General features: G+C 55.6%; 15 protein-coding genes. 12 read left to right on the forward strand and 3 right to left on the reverse strand.

Translation table 11 applies throughout. From position 1 onward, the window contains the following. Nucleotides 1-9: 9 nt before the first annotated feature. The 8 genes from AC6T8Q_RS06985 (at nt 10) to AC6T8Q_RS07020 (ending at nt 8511) form a co-directional block, all read left to right on the forward strand. Nucleotides 10-1314 (forward strand): coproporphyrinogen-III oxidase family protein, encoded by a 1305-nt coding sequence (locus AC6T8Q_RS06985; RefSeq protein ID WP_500678388.1) that lies wholly within the window; start codon nt 10-12, stop codon nt 1312-1314. Between the two features lie 36 nt (nt 1315-1350). Further along, a complete protein-coding gene (locus tag AC6T8Q_RS06990) occupies nt 1351-3141 on the forward strand; it encodes a HAMP domain-containing sensor histidine kinase (RefSeq protein WP_500678389.1) in 1791 nt (596 codons plus the stop codon). A 177-nt stretch (nt 3142-3318) separates the two neighbouring features. Further along, nucleotides 3319-4269 carry a PstS family phosphate ABC transporter substrate-binding protein gene (locus AC6T8Q_RS06995; protein WP_500678390.1) on the forward strand — a complete coding sequence of 317 codons (951 nt, stop codon included), beginning with the start codon at nt 3319-3321 and terminating at the stop codon, nt 4267-4269. Between the two features lie 17 nt (nt 4270-4286). Further along, entirely contained in the window at nt 4287-5222 is a 936-nt protein-coding gene (gene pstC, locus AC6T8Q_RS07000) for a phosphate ABC transporter permease subunit PstC (protein WP_500678391.1), read from the forward strand. After that, the gene (pstA, locus tag AC6T8Q_RS07005; protein ID WP_500678392.1) at nt 5219-6097 is read left to right on the forward strand and encodes a phosphate ABC transporter permease PstA; all 879 of its coding nucleotides are present in this window, start codon (nt 5219-5221) and stop codon (nt 6095-6097) included. The genes pstC and pstA overlap by 4 nt, the downstream gene beginning before the upstream one ends. Nucleotides 6098-6157: 60 nt before the next feature. Continuing rightward, a complete protein-coding gene (pstB, locus tag AC6T8Q_RS07010; RefSeq protein ID WP_500678393.1) occupies nt 6158-7066 on the forward strand; it encodes a phosphate ABC transporter ATP-binding protein PstB in 909 nt (302 codons plus the stop codon). An 11-nt stretch (nt 7067-7077) separates the two neighbouring features. Next, nucleotides 7078-7758, forward strand: coding sequence for a phosphate signaling complex protein PhoU (gene phoU, locus AC6T8Q_RS07015; protein WP_496922373.1), 681 nt, complete (start codon nt 7078-7080; stop codon nt 7756-7758). A gap of 39 nt (nt 7759-7797) precedes the next feature. Continuing rightward, entirely contained in the window at nt 7798-8511 is a 714-nt protein-coding gene (locus AC6T8Q_RS07020; RefSeq protein WP_500678394.1) for a response regulator, read from the forward strand. A gap of 327 nt (nt 8512-8838) precedes the next feature. On the opposite strand, the gene AC6T8Q_RS07025 is transcribed toward AC6T8Q_RS07020, so the two are convergent. Continuing rightward, entirely contained in the window at nt 8839-10020 is a 1182-nt protein-coding gene (locus AC6T8Q_RS07025; RefSeq protein WP_500678395.1) for an excinuclease ABC subunit UvrC, read from the reverse strand. A gap of 175 nt (nt 10021-10195) precedes the next feature. Continuing rightward, the gene (locus tag AC6T8Q_RS07030; protein ID WP_500678396.1) at nt 10196-11095 is read right to left on the reverse strand and encodes an alpha/beta hydrolase family protein; all 900 of its coding nucleotides are present in this window, start codon (nt 11093-11095) and stop codon (nt 10196-10198) included. 273 nt (nt 11096-11368) lie between these two features. Between AC6T8Q_RS07030 and AC6T8Q_RS07035 the strand changes: the two genes are divergently transcribed. Beyond that, nucleotides 11369-12064, forward strand: coding sequence for a DUF2461 domain-containing protein (locus AC6T8Q_RS07035; protein ID WP_500678397.1), 696 nt, complete (start codon nt 11369-11371; stop codon nt 12062-12064). Between the two features lie 61 nt (nt 12065-12125). On the opposite strand, the gene AC6T8Q_RS07040 is transcribed toward AC6T8Q_RS07035, so the two are convergent. Beyond that, the gene (locus AC6T8Q_RS07040) at nt 12126-13322 is read right to left on the reverse strand and encodes a cell surface protein (RefSeq protein ID WP_500678398.1); all 1197 of its coding nucleotides are present in this window, start codon (nt 13320-13322) and stop codon (nt 12126-12128) included. 161 nt (nt 13323-13483) lie between these two features. Between AC6T8Q_RS07040 and AC6T8Q_RS07045 the strand changes: the two genes are divergently transcribed. The 3 genes from AC6T8Q_RS07045 to AC6T8Q_RS07055 all read left to right on the forward strand — a co-directional run bounded on the left by AC6T8Q_RS07045 (nt 13484) and on the right by AC6T8Q_RS07055 (nt 16400). Then, a complete protein-coding gene (locus AC6T8Q_RS07045) occupies nt 13484-13906 on the forward strand; it encodes a DUF6384 family protein (RefSeq protein WP_496922379.1) in 423 nt (140 codons plus the stop codon). Further along, on the forward strand, nt 13903-15411 hold the full coding sequence (locus tag AC6T8Q_RS07050; protein WP_500678399.1) for a hypothetical protein: 1509 nt from the start codon (nt 13903-13905) through the stop codon (nt 15409-15411). Before AC6T8Q_RS07045 ends, AC6T8Q_RS07050 begins: the two co-directional genes overlap by 4 nt. A gap of 137 nt (nt 15412-15548) precedes the next feature. Further along, nucleotides 15549-16400 (forward strand): hypothetical protein, encoded by an 852-nt coding sequence (locus tag AC6T8Q_RS07055; RefSeq protein ID WP_500678400.1) that lies wholly within the window; start codon nt 15549-15551, stop codon nt 16398-16400. Nucleotides 16401-16789 lie beyond the last annotated feature (389 nt).

Raw genomic sequence — 16789 nt, forward strand, 5'->3', positions numbered from 1 at the left:
TCAAGATTCATGGCAACTGATACCGTTAAAACTGAAGTTGGCAGCTACTTTGTCAGCAACTATCCCCCGTTCTCGCAATGGACGACCGAGCAATTGGTTGATGTACGCGAGGCACTGGAAAGCCCGCCGGCGGATGTACCCTTGGGTTTGTATCTGCATATTCCTTTTTGTCGTAAGCGGTGCAAGTTTTGTTATTTCAAAGTATTCACCGATAAGAATTCCAGTGAAGTCGAACGCTATGTGAGCGCTCTTTCGCAGGAAATAGAGTTAGTAAGCAAACTCCCGGTGATGGGGGAGCGGCCATTTCGATTTGTTTACTTTGGTGGTGGAACTCCATCCTTTCTCAGCGGTAAGCAACTCACACGCTTGGTGGATCGCTTGAAGGAGAACATCAACTGGGATCATGCTGAAGAGGTGACTTTTGAGTGTGAACCAGGAACGCTTAGTGAAGCCAAGGTGCATACGTTGCGCGAGTTGGGAGTGACTCGTTTGAGCTTAGGTGTGGAACACTTCGATGACGAGATTTTACGAGACAACGGTCGTGCCCACGAATCGGGGGAGATTGATAAGGCTTGGCCCTGGATCAAAGCAGCGGGTTTTTCCAACACGAATATTGATCTAATCTCTGGCATGGTCGGCGAAACTGACGAGAAGTGGAAGTATGCCGTGCAGCGTGCTTTGGAGCTTGATCCCGACAGTGTGACCATCTACCAGATGGAATTGCCGTTCAATACGGTGTACTCCAAAGACATTTTAGGCAATCAAATCGAAACGCCGGTCGCCGATTGGCCAACGAAACGCCGGTGGGTCGATTGGGCCTTCGACCAATTCAGCGCGGCGGGTTACAGCGTTTCCAGCGCTTACACGATGGTGAAGAACCCAACGGCCGTAAATTTTAGCTACCGCGACAACTTGTGGCGTGGAAGTGACCTGCTTGCCACGGGCATCGCCAGTTTTGGCCATGTTTCGGGCGTTCATTATCAAAATCGAGCCGAGTGGGAAGAGTATTGTGGTTCTCTGGAAGCCGGCCACTTGCCATTAGGGCGCGGGTTGCGTCTTACAGACGAGCAGCGTTTGATTCGCGAAATGATTTTGCAGCTCAAGAAAGGTTATCTCGATCTGGCGTATTTCCAACAGAAATTTGGCTGCAACATCGTCGACGAATGGCAAGAGGCATGGCAAGACTACGAGGCGGCGGGTTATGTTACTGTCAGTGACACACGCGTGGAATTGACGCGGCAAGGACTCTTACGAGTGGATGCCCTGCTGCCGGCGTTTTTCGAGCCCCAATTCCGCGACGTTCGATATACCTAAGGCCAACTTTTATTGTTGACGGCGAGCGATTGATTCATGCGGACCAGCCAATTGTTCTGGAGAATGTTTCTCGCTTACGCTGGTCTGGTTTTGCTGGGAATCATCGCCTCGACCGCTTCGATTGCTTCATGGGAACGCGACCAGCTGATCGAACAGGCCAATCGCCGCCTGAGAGACGCGGGTATCTTATTGCGGGATCACGTCGCAGACCGTTTGCCATCCAAGCCTTCAGAGCAACTGCAAGACGAAATTCGCGAATTGGGCAAGCAGCTAGAAATGCGGCTCACCATTATCGCGGCCGACGGCAAAGTCTTGGCGGACTCCGCTCAGGAGAATTTGACCGCTGTTGAAAAGATGGAGAACCATCGCAGTCGTACGGAGGTTGTCAAAGCCTTGCGTGCCGGTGAAGGAACGACGCGGCGTAATAGCCCCACTCTTGGCGATGCCTACTACTACTATGCAATTGCTATCAATCAGGGAGAAGAAAACGATGGCATCGTCCGCACGGCCTTGCCCGCGAGCTTGATTCAGGGTCAGCTCGATGCGATGCGCCGCTTGGTGTGGACCATTGGTCTGGCACTGGGACTCTTAGGATTGTTGATCACGTACTGGCTTACGAAAAAATTGGTGAGCCCGCTCACTCAATTGGCTGACGCCGCGGAAGGGATCGCCGCAGGGAGGTATTCCCAGCGAATTCGGGTGAATTCCAGCGATGAATTTGGCATGTTGGCAAGATCTTTCGAGCGCATGAGCAGCGAACTTGGCTCACGCGAGGCTCAATTACGCGAAAGCGTGCAACGACAGACCACCGTACTTGGAGGCATGGTCGAAGGAGTAATTGCCGTCGATAGCGATCAGCATGTCTTGTTCGCAAATGTAGCCGCTGGCACGAAATTGGGTTTTGCTCCCGACAAAGTCGAAGGATGGCCATTGTTGGAAGTCGTGCGGAGCCATGAACTTCGCGAGATCGTCCAGCAAGCACTCGGATCGAATCAGCAAACCGTGCGAGGTGAAATCGCCTGGCAATCACGAAAGAGAATGCTGACGCTCGACGTGCAAGCCACGCCGCTGGCCGGCAATCCTACGCCGGGTGTGGTGCTTGTGTTGCACGACGTGACTGAACTGAAGCGGCTCGAAGGATTGCGTCAGCAGTTTGTCGCCAATGTCTCTCACGAATTGAAAACACCGCTCAGTTCGATCAAAGCCTACACCGAAACCTTGCTTAATGGAGCGCTCGAAGATCCACAACATGCGCGTCATTTCCTAAGCCGCATCGACGATCAAGCCACACGGCTCCACGAATTGATCCTCGATTTGTTGAGCCTCGCGCGGATCGAATCGGGACAAGCAACTCTTGAGATCACAAGCCTGCCGCTTAAGAAGGTGGTGGCACGCTGCTTGCTCGATCATGAGGAGCGGGCCAAATCGAATGGCTTGACCATCGAGAATCAAGTGGCCGACAGCCCACTGATGGTGCGCGCGGATGAAGAAGGCTTACTGCAAATCTTAGGGAACTTGATCGACAACGCGATCAAATACACTCCCAAGGGGGGCTCAATCAGAATTCGCGGTCGTGAAGAAGCTGATGAAGCCGTGATCGAAGTGGCAGACACCGGCGTGGGGATCGAGCCGGAGCACCATAGCCGCCTGTTCGAGCGGTTTTATCGAGTTGATAAGGCGAGATCCCGGGAGTTGGGAGGGACCGGGTTGGGGCTGGCCATCGTCAAGCACCTTTGTCAGGCCATGGATGGTACCGTTTCCGTAAAAAGCGAGCCTGGCCAGGGGAGCGTGTTTGCGGTGAGATTACCGCTGGGGCCGAATAAATAACGGAAGATTTCCCTCGTTTCCCGGATCTCTTAAACCACCAGTTTTTGCTGGCTTTTCAAATTCGCGTGAATCCACATCCTCGACTCCGCGATTCTTAACATTTCCTTCACATAATACGGCTACAGTACCGGGACTGAATTCTCGAAATCCACGCAAACTAATGAGGAAGGCAACGTGGTGTTTCTCTCGAATTGGCGGGCATTGTCTGCTCCGGTCATGATGGCCGTGGTGCTAGCAGTTGGTTGTGGTGAATCCAGCACCACGCAAAGTATTCGCGTCGACGGCTCCAGCACCGTCTTCCCGATTTCCATGTCCGTGGCGGAAGACTTTCGGACGGACCATCCCGATTTGAAGGTTCCCGTGCGTGCTTCGGGGACCGGCGGCGGCATGAAGCAGTTCTCCGCCGGTGACATCGATATCTGCAATGCCTCGCGGCACATGACTGATTCGGAAAAGGAAACCTGCAAACAGAATAAGGTCGACTACCTGGAATTGGTCGTTGCCTTCGATGGTTTGGCCGTCGTGGTCAATCCTGAGAACGATTGGTGTGACTGTATTACCATCGAGCAACTGAAAAATATCTGGCGACCGGAAAGCGATGGCACGGTGACCAAGTGGAGCGACGTGAATCCTGATTGGCCTGAGGAAGAATTAAAGCTTTATGGCCCGGGAACGGACTCCGGCACTTTTGACTATTTCACTGAAGTGGTTTGCGGTGAGGCCCGCGCGAGCCGCCCAGATTACACAGCGAGCGAGAACGACAACGCGTTGGTCCGTGGCGTGGTCGCCGATAAGGGGGCTTTATGTTACTTCGGCATAGCATACTACGCGGAAAACAAAGACGAACTGAAATTGCTCGGAGTGAAAGCGGATGGTGAATGCGTCGTGCCGACTGAAGCGACCGTCCGTGATGGGACCTACGCTCCCCTGTCACGGCCACTCATGATTTACGTCAATAAGAAGTCGCTCGAACGACCTGAAGTCGCCGAGTTCGTGAAATTCTACTTAGCGAATGCTGGAAAAGCGGCGACCGAAGTCGGTTATGTGCCGGTCAACGACGAAGTTGCCGCTGAGAGCGATAAGCTGCTGTCCGAGGCGTTGCCCAAAACAGATAAAAAAGGCACCTGAGCGACGGGAAATCGTTTATGGCCACGGCAACACCCAAAGTCAGTGCTCTTCGTTCTTCGTCCGGCGGAGTAAAATACCGCGCGGCCGTTGAGCTCATTGTGCATAGTCTACTGCTAGGGTGTGCGGCAATTTCGATCATCACTACCGTCGGTATCGTGTTGATTTTGTTAATCGAATCGCTGCCATTCTTCCAAGAAGTCTCGGTCTGGGAGTTTCTTACTGGGACCAAGTGGTCGCCACTCTTGAAGCCTCAGCATTTTGGAATTTTACCACTCTTTTGCGGCACACTCTTGGTAACGGCAGGTTCGGCGATTATTGCGATCCCCATTGGGTTGGGTACGGCCATTTTTTTGAGCGAGTATGCTTCGAGTGGCTTCCGCGACGTCGTGAAGCCGATTTTGGAAATCTTGGCAGGTATCCCCTCGGTTGTTTTCGGCTATCTGGCAGTTGTGTTTATCTCCCCACTGATTCGAGAAGTTTTTCCTAGCGCGGATTTGTTTAACGCAGCGAATGCCAGTATTGTGGTCGGTTTTATGATTTTGCCGACCATCGTTTCGATTAGCGAAGACGTATTGCGCTCGGTGCCCCGCTCGCTGCGGGAAGGTGCTTATGCTCTGGGGGCGACGAAGCTGGACGTGACAGTTGGCGTGGTCGTTCCGGCGGCGGCATCAGGCATCATGGCGTCGTTTTTGTTGGCGATTGCTCGGGCGACTGGCGAAACGATGGCGGTGGCACTGGCAGCGGGTAACACGCCCAAGATGACATTCAGTTTTCTGGAAAGCATTCAAACAATGGCTGCCTATATCGTGCAGATATGCCAGGGCGACACTCCCGCCGATTCATTGGAGTATCGCACAATCTTTGCCGTGGGCTTGGCATTGTTTACTTTCACATTGATTTTAAATGTGTTAGCTCAATGGATTCTCACCCACGTTCGCGAGAAGTACGAATGAGCATATCACAACATTCAGATGGTCGGCCTTACGCGAAGTTCGCGTCCGAGCTCTTTGCTTGGACGTGCGGTTTCTGTACGTTTTTGTGCATTGCCGTGTTGGGATTGCTGTTGTGGAACGTCGTGAGCTTTGGTTGGGACTCGCTCAGTTGGAAATTTCTTACCAGTTGGCCCTCGATGAAACCCGCGAATAGCGGTATCTGGGCAGCGCTTGTGGGGAGCTTGTATCTCATAGGTCTAACAGCGTTGTTCTCGGTGCCGATCGGCGTCGGGTCGGCGATTTACTTGGAAGAATACGCCCCACCGAGCCGCTGGCGGACTTTGGTGCAAATCAATATTGCCAACCTCGCCGGCGTACCCTCGATTGTTTATGGCATTCTCGGTCTCGGTTTATTTGTGCAGATGATGATGCTGGGAAAGAGCGTCATGTCGGGCGCATTGACCCTGACGCTTGTTGTGTTGCCTATCGTCATCTTATCGACGCAAGAATCTTTGAGGGCCGTGCCGGGCACAATACGTCAAGCCTCCTACGCTTTAGGTGCTACCCGCTGGCAAACGATCTGGTATCAACTGCTTCCCGCGTCACTTCCGGGAATTATGACCGGAGTTATTCTCGCCCTGTCCCGGGCACTCGGCGAAGCTGCGCCACTGGTCGCCATCGGGGCAGCAACCTACGTATCCTTCACGCCCCAGAATATTTTCACCGATGAATTCGCTGCATTGCCCTTGCAGATTTTTAATTGGGCGCAAGAGCCCAAAAAAGAATTCCATCAGCTCGCCGCGGCAGGGATTGTCGTCTTGCTCACGGTGCTGATTTTGATGAATGCCGTCGCGGTGATCCTGCGGCAGCGGTTTAGCAAGAAAATTCGTTGGTGAACCTTCCTTGGTTTGTTTGTGGTAAAATTAATTCAGTAGTTCAAGTCGAGAACCAAAATGATGGCCCCAGAGTCAATCGTGCCTGAGTTGATGGTTATGGACGAAGAGGAACGACCGATGAGTGAAGCGACTTCTCCAAGAACTCCGATCCGAGTGTCGGCTTCCCCCATTCGGCGGCCTGTGACGACCAATGAAAAAGAAGACCTCGAGCGGCGTGCGAAGAAAGTCGTTGCGCACGACGTCAACTTTTTCTACGGGTCGCATCATGCCTTGCACGATATCAACCTCGACATGCCGGAGCATTGTGTCACGGCGTTGATCGGTCCTTCCGGTTGTGGCAAAAGCACGTTCCTGCGTTGCCTGAACCGCATGAACGACATGATCGACGACACGACGCTCCGCGGTCAGATTTTGCTGGATAACATCGACATCTATCAACGCGGCACCGACGTTGTGGAATTGCGTAAGCGAGTGGGAATGGTGTTCCAGAAATCGAACCCCTTCCCCAAATCGATCTACGAAAATGTTGCCTACGGTCCTCGCGTGGCGGGCGTCAAGAAGCGGGCCGTGCTGGATGAGATCGTCGAGAAGTGCCTGCAACAGGCCGCGCTCTGGAGCGAAGTTCAACATCGACTCAACGACTCGGCACTTCAACTTTCCGGCGGACAGCAGCAGCGGCTATGTATCGCGCGGGCTTTGGCGACTGATCCCGACGTTCTGTTGATGGACGAACCGGCCTCGGCGCTCGATCCCAAGTCCACCGCCGCGATCGAAGACCTGATCTTCGAATTGAAGGACACTTATACAATCGTCATCGTCACGCACAATATGCAACAAGCGGCCCGCGTGTCAGATCAGACGGCCTTTTTCTATGAAGGCCGGTTGATCGAAGTGGGGCCGACCACCGATATGTTCACCAATCCCAAGGAAAAGCGGACCGAAGACTATATTACTGGTCGTTTTGGTTGATAAAGGCATTTATGTCGAAACATCTCAGTCGTGATTTGGAAGCTTTGGAGCAAAACTTGCTCGCGCAATCGTCGATCGTCGAGCGGATGATCCTCCGCGCGAGCCAGTCGATCACCGAGCAGCGCACCGACTTGATCCCCTTGCTCTTGCAGGACGAAGACACCGTCAATCGAGGTGAGGTGCTGATCGAGGAAGAATGCCTCAAGTTGTTGGCGTTGCATCAGCCGGTCGCGGTGGATTTGCGGCGCGTGGCGACGGTGCTCAAAATCAACGGCGACTTGGAACGCATCGCCGATCTGGCCGTGAATCTGGGCGAGCGGGCTCAGGCACTGATGCACTTCCCGCACTTCCTGTTTCCCACACACTTGGATGAGATGGTGGAAGTTGCCATGTCGATGGTGCGCGATTCCTTGGACGCCTTCGTGCGGCTCGACGTGGAACTCGCTCACGAAGTTTGCTTGCGTGACGATCAAGTCGACGAACTCAACCGCCAAACAATCGACGACCTCCAAAATCTGGTGATCAACAATTCCGCGGAAATCGAACCCGCGTGGCAATACTTCTCGGCCTCGCGCCACGTCGAGCGGATTGCCGATCATGCAACCAACATCGCCGAGGACGTGATCTATCTCGTCGACGGCGAAATCGCCCGACATCGTCATGAAGACTTGTCGTTCTATCGGATGGATTAAGGCACTCTCGCTAAGAGCAGACTGGAAGTTAGGGCAGTTATGGGCAAGGCAAGCATTTTGATCGTGGAAGACGACGTCTCGCTCGGCGAGGTGCTCGAATACAACCTCCGACAAGAAGGTTACGAAACCCATTTGGCTCGCGACGGTCATCAAGGCCTCCGCGAAGCGCGGCAGCATTGTCCCGACTTGATCGTGCTGGACTTGATGCTGCCGTTGATCGACGGCATCGAAGTCTGCCGCCTGTTGCGGGCTGATCCCGCCACGCAGGAGCTCGCGATTTTGATGCTCACGGCTCGATCCGAAGAGAGCGACGAACTGATTGGCTTCTCGGTGGGGGCCGACGACTACGTCACTAAGCCGTTCAGCGTGAAGGTTCTGCTCCAGCGGATCAACGCTCTGCTCCGCCGCAAGGAACAAGGCCACGCCGACCGCGAAGTCATGGTTAGCCAAGGGATTATGATCGACCGCCGCCGGCATCGTGCCACCGTGGGCGACAAGCCGCTGGACCTTACGCCGAGCGAGTTCGGATTGCTCTCGGCCTTCGTGCGGCAACCGGGGCGAGCGTTCTCTCGTGCTGAGTTGATCGACGTGGCGCTGGGCGACGATGCGATCGTGCTGGAGCGAACCATCGACGTCCATATCCGCGCCCTGCGCAAGAAACTCGAAGCCCATGCCGACCTGATCCAAACGGTTCGCGGCATTGGTTACCGCTTCCGCGATCCGGCCGACGTGGCGATGGCCGAAGCTCATTGAACACGTCGGCATTTCATTCCAACGCAGGCGTCGAGATAAGCTGCGCGGTGTGCAAGGTCTTTCTTTGTGCCAATGGTTGTGAATTCTCATTTCAAGACTTCCAAGTTGTCCAACTTGGTCAACTTTTCGGAACAATTCACGAACGCGCGAATTGGAAAAAAATGGTTTTTGGATGTGGCCAGGAATTGGGATAGACGCTGGGGGTCAACATCTAACGCGCGCATTTTAGCTGACGGCGTTGGCCAATTTAGGAGCGAAAATTTGCTCACGGGTTGGCTCGTTCCGCGTTGCTTTGCAACACGTCGCGGCTAACGGAAATTTTAAATTTTAGAACGTAGCACAACGCTTCCGCGCCGCGGCGTAATCTACGACGTGCTCCAGCTCGCCCGGATGACGGCGAAACCACGCCGCGAGAATTGAGAGTTCGCTCCCTTCGCGATGATCGGCGACGGGCAAAACCGCATCCGCGTAGAAATTCAATCGATCGCGCCATAGTGCGGCAGATCGCGCGTTGCGTGGTGCGACCGCGACTTTCATCACGCGGCCTTCGTGCGCGGCGAGCCAACAGACGCGGTCTTGAAGAGTGAACGAATACACAAAACTCGCGGGCATTGTGGCGGGGCGATGCAATAGCTGTTCGCGGAGATCGATCAGGTGACTGCGCGTGTCGTGAATGGCCGCGGCTTGCTCGAAGCGGCGATTCTTCACGGCGGCTTGGAGGTTACGTTCCAATTCATCCAGAATGGCGTCCTCGTGGCCGTTCAAAAAGGCTTGTGCCCGTTTGAGTTGAACCTGATAGGCAGCGCGAGTGATGGTGCCCGCACAGGGGGCTAGACAGCGATTGACTTGCCCGCGCAAACATTGGGGATAGAGCTCGAGGTCGAAGAGCGGCGGCTCATCACTGAATCGCATGCATACGTCGGGCGCGCAATCGGCAAGGAGAAACGTGCGATTGAGCGTCTCGACGTTTCGTAAGAGGTAACCGCTGCGAGCGACAGGTCCCCAGTGATGGCGACAGGCCTTGGGGAGTTGGGCCGCCACCTTGAAACGGGGGGCAGCTTCGAGCGAGAGAAACACATACACCAGCGGTTTTCGTCGTCGTCCGCGGACGTTCATCTCGGGGGCAAAGCGGCGGATCAGTTCTTGTTCGCGCAACAGCGCTAGCAACTCGTGATTGGTTGTTTCCCAGGTGAGCCGCTTGGCCCGGACGGCGACGTTCGATTCTTTGCGATGCTGCACGCCATTTCGCCACGATCCCGATTGCCGGCCGTGCGTGTCTTGGAAATAGGTGAGTGTCCGTTTGCGCAAGCAGCGGCTCATACCGACATAGATCAACCGCCCTGCGCAATCGATCATGCCGTACACGCCGGGCATTTCTGGGCAGCTCGCGCGGAGTTGCGAGCGAACTTCGGCATAAGTGGTCGGAAGTTCCAATTCACACGACGCAGTGCGGCGCAGATAGTTGCTGGGGCCAAACTTGGCGAAGAGTTGTTCCTCGGTCGACAACATCCGTGCTTCCTCCATGACCTGCCCTGCTGGGCACGGAGTTTAGTAGAGAGGAAGCGGTGGGACGTGTCGAGGGTGCTAGCGGTTGGGACGCAATACCCGCTCCGCGTTGCTTCGCAACACGTCGCGGCTAACATCCATACGTTGTGGCTGACCTCTGTGAGGTCGGAGACCTCGGCTAAAGGATATCTTCCGCCATTTCGGGTTCATCAGCACTCGGCGGCACCGGCGGTTCTGTGGGGACGCCGATGAATTCGCCTTCCACGCAACAGGGGCAGAGGCAACCTGCGCGGCCGCAGCAATCGACGAACACACTGTTTTGGAAGCCGCAGGGCATTGATGGGCAGCGCATTGTGTCGTAGTACCATCGCATCACGCCGACGTGGTTCGACAGGCTCAAGTCGAGGATGCCGCGAATGGGGTTGTCTCCCTCAACGCTGTAGTTGCGTACGCCGCGATAGTTGGCCTCGTCGCCGTAGCCGCTGATGCCCGGCGACCAATAATTTTCGACCACGCAGGCATGCCGCGTGGCGGCGAGCTTGCAGAAGATTTCTTCGTGCATCGAAGTGGGCGGATCGAGCAGCGTCAGTTGTGCCACTGGTCCGCGATCGCTCAAACACGCGGCGCACTGCGCGGCGGCGACCGTTCCCAAACTGTGGGCGATGATTTGCGTGCAACGGGGATTCACGCCGCGGCAGCGCAAAGCCGAGGCCATCATGCGGCCTTGTTGGCGGCCGATGCGGATCGGTTCGTCATTGAACGGCGAAATCTTAACGGCGTTCCAGTCCCAGCTCAGAATATTGTAGCTATCGCCGCAACGGCACTTAAGCGCGGTGGCACCCGCGATACCGAAAGTCGTGCGAATCTTGTTGGGAAGCGGATTCCAACCGTGCGTGATGACAATCGTCGGCTTCGTGGGATCAATGGGGTCGCACGGATGGGCGCCGCAAGAATAGTTCAGCAGAACGCCGTGACGGTTGTTGCCCCCCTTTTGGAGGACGGCCGTATTGAGCCCGCAGCCGACCGTCGAGGTCAGCAGCAGCATCACGAGAACAAGTTGACGTCGAGCATCGTCCATCCATGGACCTGCTAAACTTTCGGGCCTGTGCCGGTTGTGGCATCAAGCCTTGCGGGTGGGTTAAAATGGACCGCCTCATGCGGTTCCAGGTAGGTCGGGTCGTGCTTTTGGTATCGTCTTTTCCGGGATAAACTCTCTACACGCGGCTTTATCGAATTCGAGAAATAGTTATCCGTCATCCCCGCGCAGGCGGGGATCCAGTGTTGTGCGATACATTACACCCTGGATTCCTGCCTGCGCGGGAATGACAATAATCCATCAGAGATTCTCACCATGCCCAAACACACATTCCCCGGTTTCTCCGAAGGTTTGGTTTCATTCCTCTCCGACCTTTCGCGGCATAACAACCGCACTTGGTTCAAAGCCAACCAAGAGCGTTACGAACAAAACGTCCGCGAGCCGGCGTTGGAATTCATCGCGGCCATGGCGGAACCCTTGCGCAAGATTTCGCCGAACTTCGTGGCGGTTCCCAAGAAGGTGGGCGGCTCGCTGATGCGTATCCACCGCGACATTCGATTCGCCAAAGATAAGAAACCGTACAAGACAAACTTGGGGATTCATTTCCGTCACGCGGCGGGGAAAGATGTTCACGCGCCGGGATTCTATTTTCATGTCGATCCCTACGATGTGTTTCTCGGCGCGGGGATTTGGCACCCGGAGTCCGATGCGCTCGCTGGGATACGCGAGGCAATCGACGACGACCCCGCGGGTTGGAAAAAGGCGAAAGCCAACAAGCCGTTTGCCGCGAAGTTTGAATTCTCGGGGGAAAGCCTCCGCCGTCCGCCACAAGGCTACTCTGGCGATCACCCACTGATTGATGATCTGAAACGGAAGGACTTCATCGGCATCTACCGGCTTGGACACGATGATTTGTTCGAGCCGTCGATTTTGGATCAAACCGTGGAAGCGTTTCGGACGGCGAAGCCGTTGATGGCGTTTTTGTGTAAGGCGGTGGGGGTGAAGTTTTGAAAGTGGGTGGCACGGCAGCGGGACGCTGCCGGCTAACTTAGACTTCTTCGCCGCGCGCTGATTATATCTGTTCGCCGCGGGCGAAACGCGCGAGCGATTCCTGGTAGCGCTTCTTGCCTTCTTCAACCACGCGGCGGATTTCGCGGGCGTTCTCTTCGCTTTCTTTGCGCAGCTCGGCGATCATTTGCAGCGAATCGACTTGGTAATCCGAAATCGACTTCACAAGTTTTTCCAGCGATTCGGCGGCAATCGTCGAACCGTAGCCCGCCTTGAGCGCGGCCCGTTCCAATTCGCGGCCGAGTTCCGCGACGTCTTCCAAACTTTTGTTCACGCCCCGTTTCAGGGCTTCCGTCGATTCCGTGGCTTCGTGCAAACCTTGCTGAGAAGTGTAGACCGTGCCAAGAATCGTGAAAACGTGCTCGTTCGTGGTGAAGAATGTCACCGCTCGGCGATAGACTTGGTCCTTAACGTCGTGCGTTTGCTTGAGCTTGGTAATCAGCGTTTCGCCGACGTCGTAGCCGATCGACAGGTTCTCGGAAATGTCCTTGAGCAGCTGATAAAAGCGATCCTGCTTTTGGAATTCGTTGCGAGCTTCGTCGCGGGCGAGTTCCAAACGGCCCAGCGTGCTTTCATCCCCCTTGTGATCGTCGACCGCTTGTTGCGAGGCGGCGAGGGCGTGCTTGGCTTTATCCAAATGCGGCAGCTGAGCTTCGAGCAATTCCCGGCTGAGGATTTCGGCTTCTTTCAGTGCGAAGCAGAAATCGATGTAGCCGTCCATGATCGATTGCTCGCGGTTGAGTTGATCCTTGGTGTCGGCACACACGTCGCGGTAGACGTCGACGATTTTTTCAAATCGCGCATAAGGCGTGCCCCGTTGGAGACGCATCCACAAATTGGCGAGCTTCTCGCTAACACCGAGCTTGCCGTCGTCGAGCTGGCCGATGAGATTTTTCGAGTCTTCGCGGATCGAATCGAACATTTGGCTGATTTCGAGGAACCGATTTCCCACGTTGATATTTTCGACGTTCTCGCGCACAAGCTTGTTGAACGTGCTCATGTGCTTGACGGTCTTGGCGATCGCCAGTGCCTTGGCTTCGTCGATGTGGCGGACTTCTTCGAGCAAGCGAATCAGCTCGGCGGGGACCTCTTCGTCCTTGGACAGGCCGAACTTCTCGAGCACGTCGACGGCCTTGTCCAAATACTTCTGCATGTTCTTCTGAGCAGCGGGGGCCGGTTGGGTTTGAGTTGCTTGAGCCATGGTTCGTCTCGGGGAGGTTCGGGAGTTGTCGGGTGCTATTCGCGGATGATACAGTAATCTTGCCGGTAAGCGTCAATTTATCATGTTGCCGGGCGAATCAATAGTATTGTCGATTGCAGGGAGTTCCTGGCCTGGGCGGGAATGCGAAACGGATAAACAGAATGGGAAAGATTCAATACGCCCAGCAGACGGCCCCGCCAGAGGAAGCGCAGGCCGAGATCGAAGCGGTACCACGCTTCAGCCGGCCGGAGCAATTGAGCCTGCCGGAATTGATCCGCATCATGGATGTCGCGACGGAGCTGCGCAAAGGGCAGGAAGTGGTCGAGGAACAGCTCAACATCGATCAAATCAAGGTGCGGCTGCGTGAGCGGTTGTTGGAAGCCGCCAAGGTTTCCGGCGAGCCGATCACAGCCGAGCAGATCGACGCGGCGATCGAAGATTACTACGACAAACTTCATTCGTTCGAGGAACCCGCCTGGAGCTTTGATTTGTTGCTCGCGCATTTCTATGTGCGGCGGGTGGCGATCATCAAATGGGCCGTGGCGATTGGCGCTTTGATCGGCGTCGCGTGGGGTATGTCATGAACGGGCGATCTGGCTATTCCGTGGGGAGCGTTCTGCAACAAGGGGTGCAAGGCCTCAACGGCCGCCTGCAGGAATGCATCAACGGCGTTGCTGAACTGAACGGAAGCGCCGCGGAGCTCGTCGAACGGCGTTCCCAAGCGTTTCTCGAACTGGCCGAGCATTATCTGCCAGCGATCGATCAGAAATCGGTGGCCGACACGTTTCAGGAAGTCCGCAGCCAGTTGATGGAAGTACTGATGCGTAAGCAAAAGCACGAGCGAGAAATTCAGAAATTGCTGGAAGCTGGTACCCTCGACGCCGAGCGTTTAGAGAAAGATTTGGATCGTATCACGGTCGCGCTCAACGAAAAAGTCGAGCAGCGCGAAGAACTGGAAAAGGTCGTGGCCGAGCGATTGGAAAAAGACGACGAGTTTCAGCGGCTCTCGAAGGAAGCGTTGGTTGCTGAGAAAGAACTTGAACGCAATGAGGGCCGTGTGACGGATATGCAGCAGGAAGCCGCGGAGAAATTGCCTTCGTATGAAAAGAGCGCGCTGTTTCAGTATCTGCACAAACGGGGTTACGGCACTTCGGGATATGTCAAAACGGGCCTGACCAAACGGCTGGATGGCTGGGTGGCGCGGATGATTGATTTCAATCGCGCGCGGCGCGGGTATGAATTTCTGCGCGTCACACCCGAATTGATGGCGCAAGAAGTGGGCCGCCGGCGGGATCAATTCAATGCGTTGATGGAACTTGTCGAGGCGTGTGAAGATCGTCACAGCGATGCCGTGGGGCTCACCGCCGTGATGCGCGAAGGGCAAGAATTGGGCAAGGCGCGCGACAATCTAGTTGCCGACATGAGCAAGCAGCAGGAGCGGATGGACAAGCAGCAGCAAGAACTCACGCTGCTGGCGAGCTCGCGGAATGAATACTACGAACAGGCCGTTGCGCGGATGAGGGAGTTTTTGGCGGGACTCGAAAGCTGGCGGCTGGAGCATGCTTCGCGTGCCACGCCTGATCCTCAAGACGATCAGATCGTGGCGGAGGTGAATTGGATCAGCGAAGAAGTTGAAAAAACCAAACAACACGTTGCCGAGTTGACCTCCGAACAAGAAGTGTGGAAGCGGCGCGTGTATGAACTGCAAGACATTTGGCTACGCTTCCGCCGAGCGGATTACGATTCCGCGCGGTCGATGTTTCATCCTAATTTCGAGATCGAAGGGATCGTCGAAAGTTTTGTGCGGGGACAAATGAGCCGCGATGATTTGTGGTCGGCGATTCGCGCCGCGCAGCAATTTGCTCCGCCGTGGTATGACGATCAGAATCGACCGCACGAGCGTATGCCCACCGGGAACGATTTTTCTTATGTGCTGCTACGCGTGCTCACTGAGGTCGCGGGGGCAGCATTGCGGCACGCGGTCGAGCGGGGCATGGAACGTCGTGGGCCCATTCGGCAGCAGCAACGCGTGGAGTCGGGACGGCCAAAATTTCGCCCGCGGGGGTTCACGAGTGGCCGGGGATTTTAGTGCCAGCAACGCTCGGATTGCGGTAAATGGGCTATTTTTGACCACATCCCAGAAGCCCGGTGCCGGTCGTCGCGAAATTTGGCTATAATCAGCGCCCCAATTGAGTTTGCTGATTTTGGATCGTGAAAGGATTCCGCATGTCTTGCCGCTTTGTGTGTTTGTTTCTCTTGTCTGTGTTCGTGGTGCTGCAGACAAACACCGCCGAAGCTCAAATTGTTCGCAGGGTTCTCGAACGCCGTGCCGCATTATTGGCACCGCCGGTCGATCCGAATGCGCCCCCCGCGGCACCAGCGCCAGCAACAGACGCAACCGCAGCTGCGACCATCCCACCGGTAGCACCGCCCGTGCGCGGAGGATTTTTCGCGCGGCGTATGCAACAGCGGCGCGATCTCGTGGCGCAACAAGCGGCCGAAGCTCAGCCCACGCCAGCGGCCCCAGGTCAAACGCCGCCAGCCACGCCGCAACAAGCACGGGCGCGTGCCTTCCAAGCCTTGCGGCAAGCATCGGCAACCGCCGCTCCCATGATGCGCGCTCTCTCCCCAGTTGAAATGAAAGGGATGGATGTGCCCGCGTTGCAGACGGCCCTTTCGAACACCGGGGGCGAACTGGGCAACGAGCTGAACCGCTTTACGTCGGCCGCCAGCTGGCAAGGCTTCTTGGATTTGCCGACGGGAATCGTCGACGAAGGGACCATCGATCTCGCCGCGCTGCAGGCCGCCCTGCAGCGGTTTGATAACGTCTCGAACGATCCGAAATTCGCACAGATTTCTGAACTGCCAAGTTTCCATCAAACACGCATGCTGCTCACGGAACTGGTGAATCGCGCCGACCTGCCGGCCCCGGACGGCCCGCAATTGATCGATCCCTCGGGCGAGACAGACTTGTCGATGGATGAGATTCAAGTCGAAGAGACGCTCCCCGCTCCCCAGCCAGAACTCCCCCGCAACGAGGGTGAGCATTCGATCCTGGTGCGGACGAAGAAGAGTTAGAGAAGACAAAGGGTGCCACTGCTGAAGTGAAATAGAGTAGATCGACACTCCGTGTCGAATTCAATCACGACATGGAATATTGTGCCACTCTCCCATTCACATGCCGTTGAAGATTTGAAACAGTTCCTACCCGACGTCTGTACGGCCGAAGATTAGGATGAGCCGCTTTCCATAGCGGACGAGTAGGCCTGCACAGCCGCGCAGACATGCTCCGTCAATTCATGTTGCAACGGCCACGAGTCAACCACCATTCGTCCCAATCCTGAATGATCACTGGCAGTTCTATCTCGATGTAGGTCTTCCAGCATATCGCTAAGTTCGCATTCAACTCTGAGTAGTTGCTCATGGGGAAGAACGCTCGCCGTTCCATTAGGAGTCGCTTGGAGTTC

Source organism: Bythopirellula sp., assembly GCF_041737835.1.
In the GTDB taxonomy this organism is placed as follows: Bacteria; Planctomycetota; Planctomycetia; order Pirellulales; family Lacipirellulaceae; genus Bythopirellula.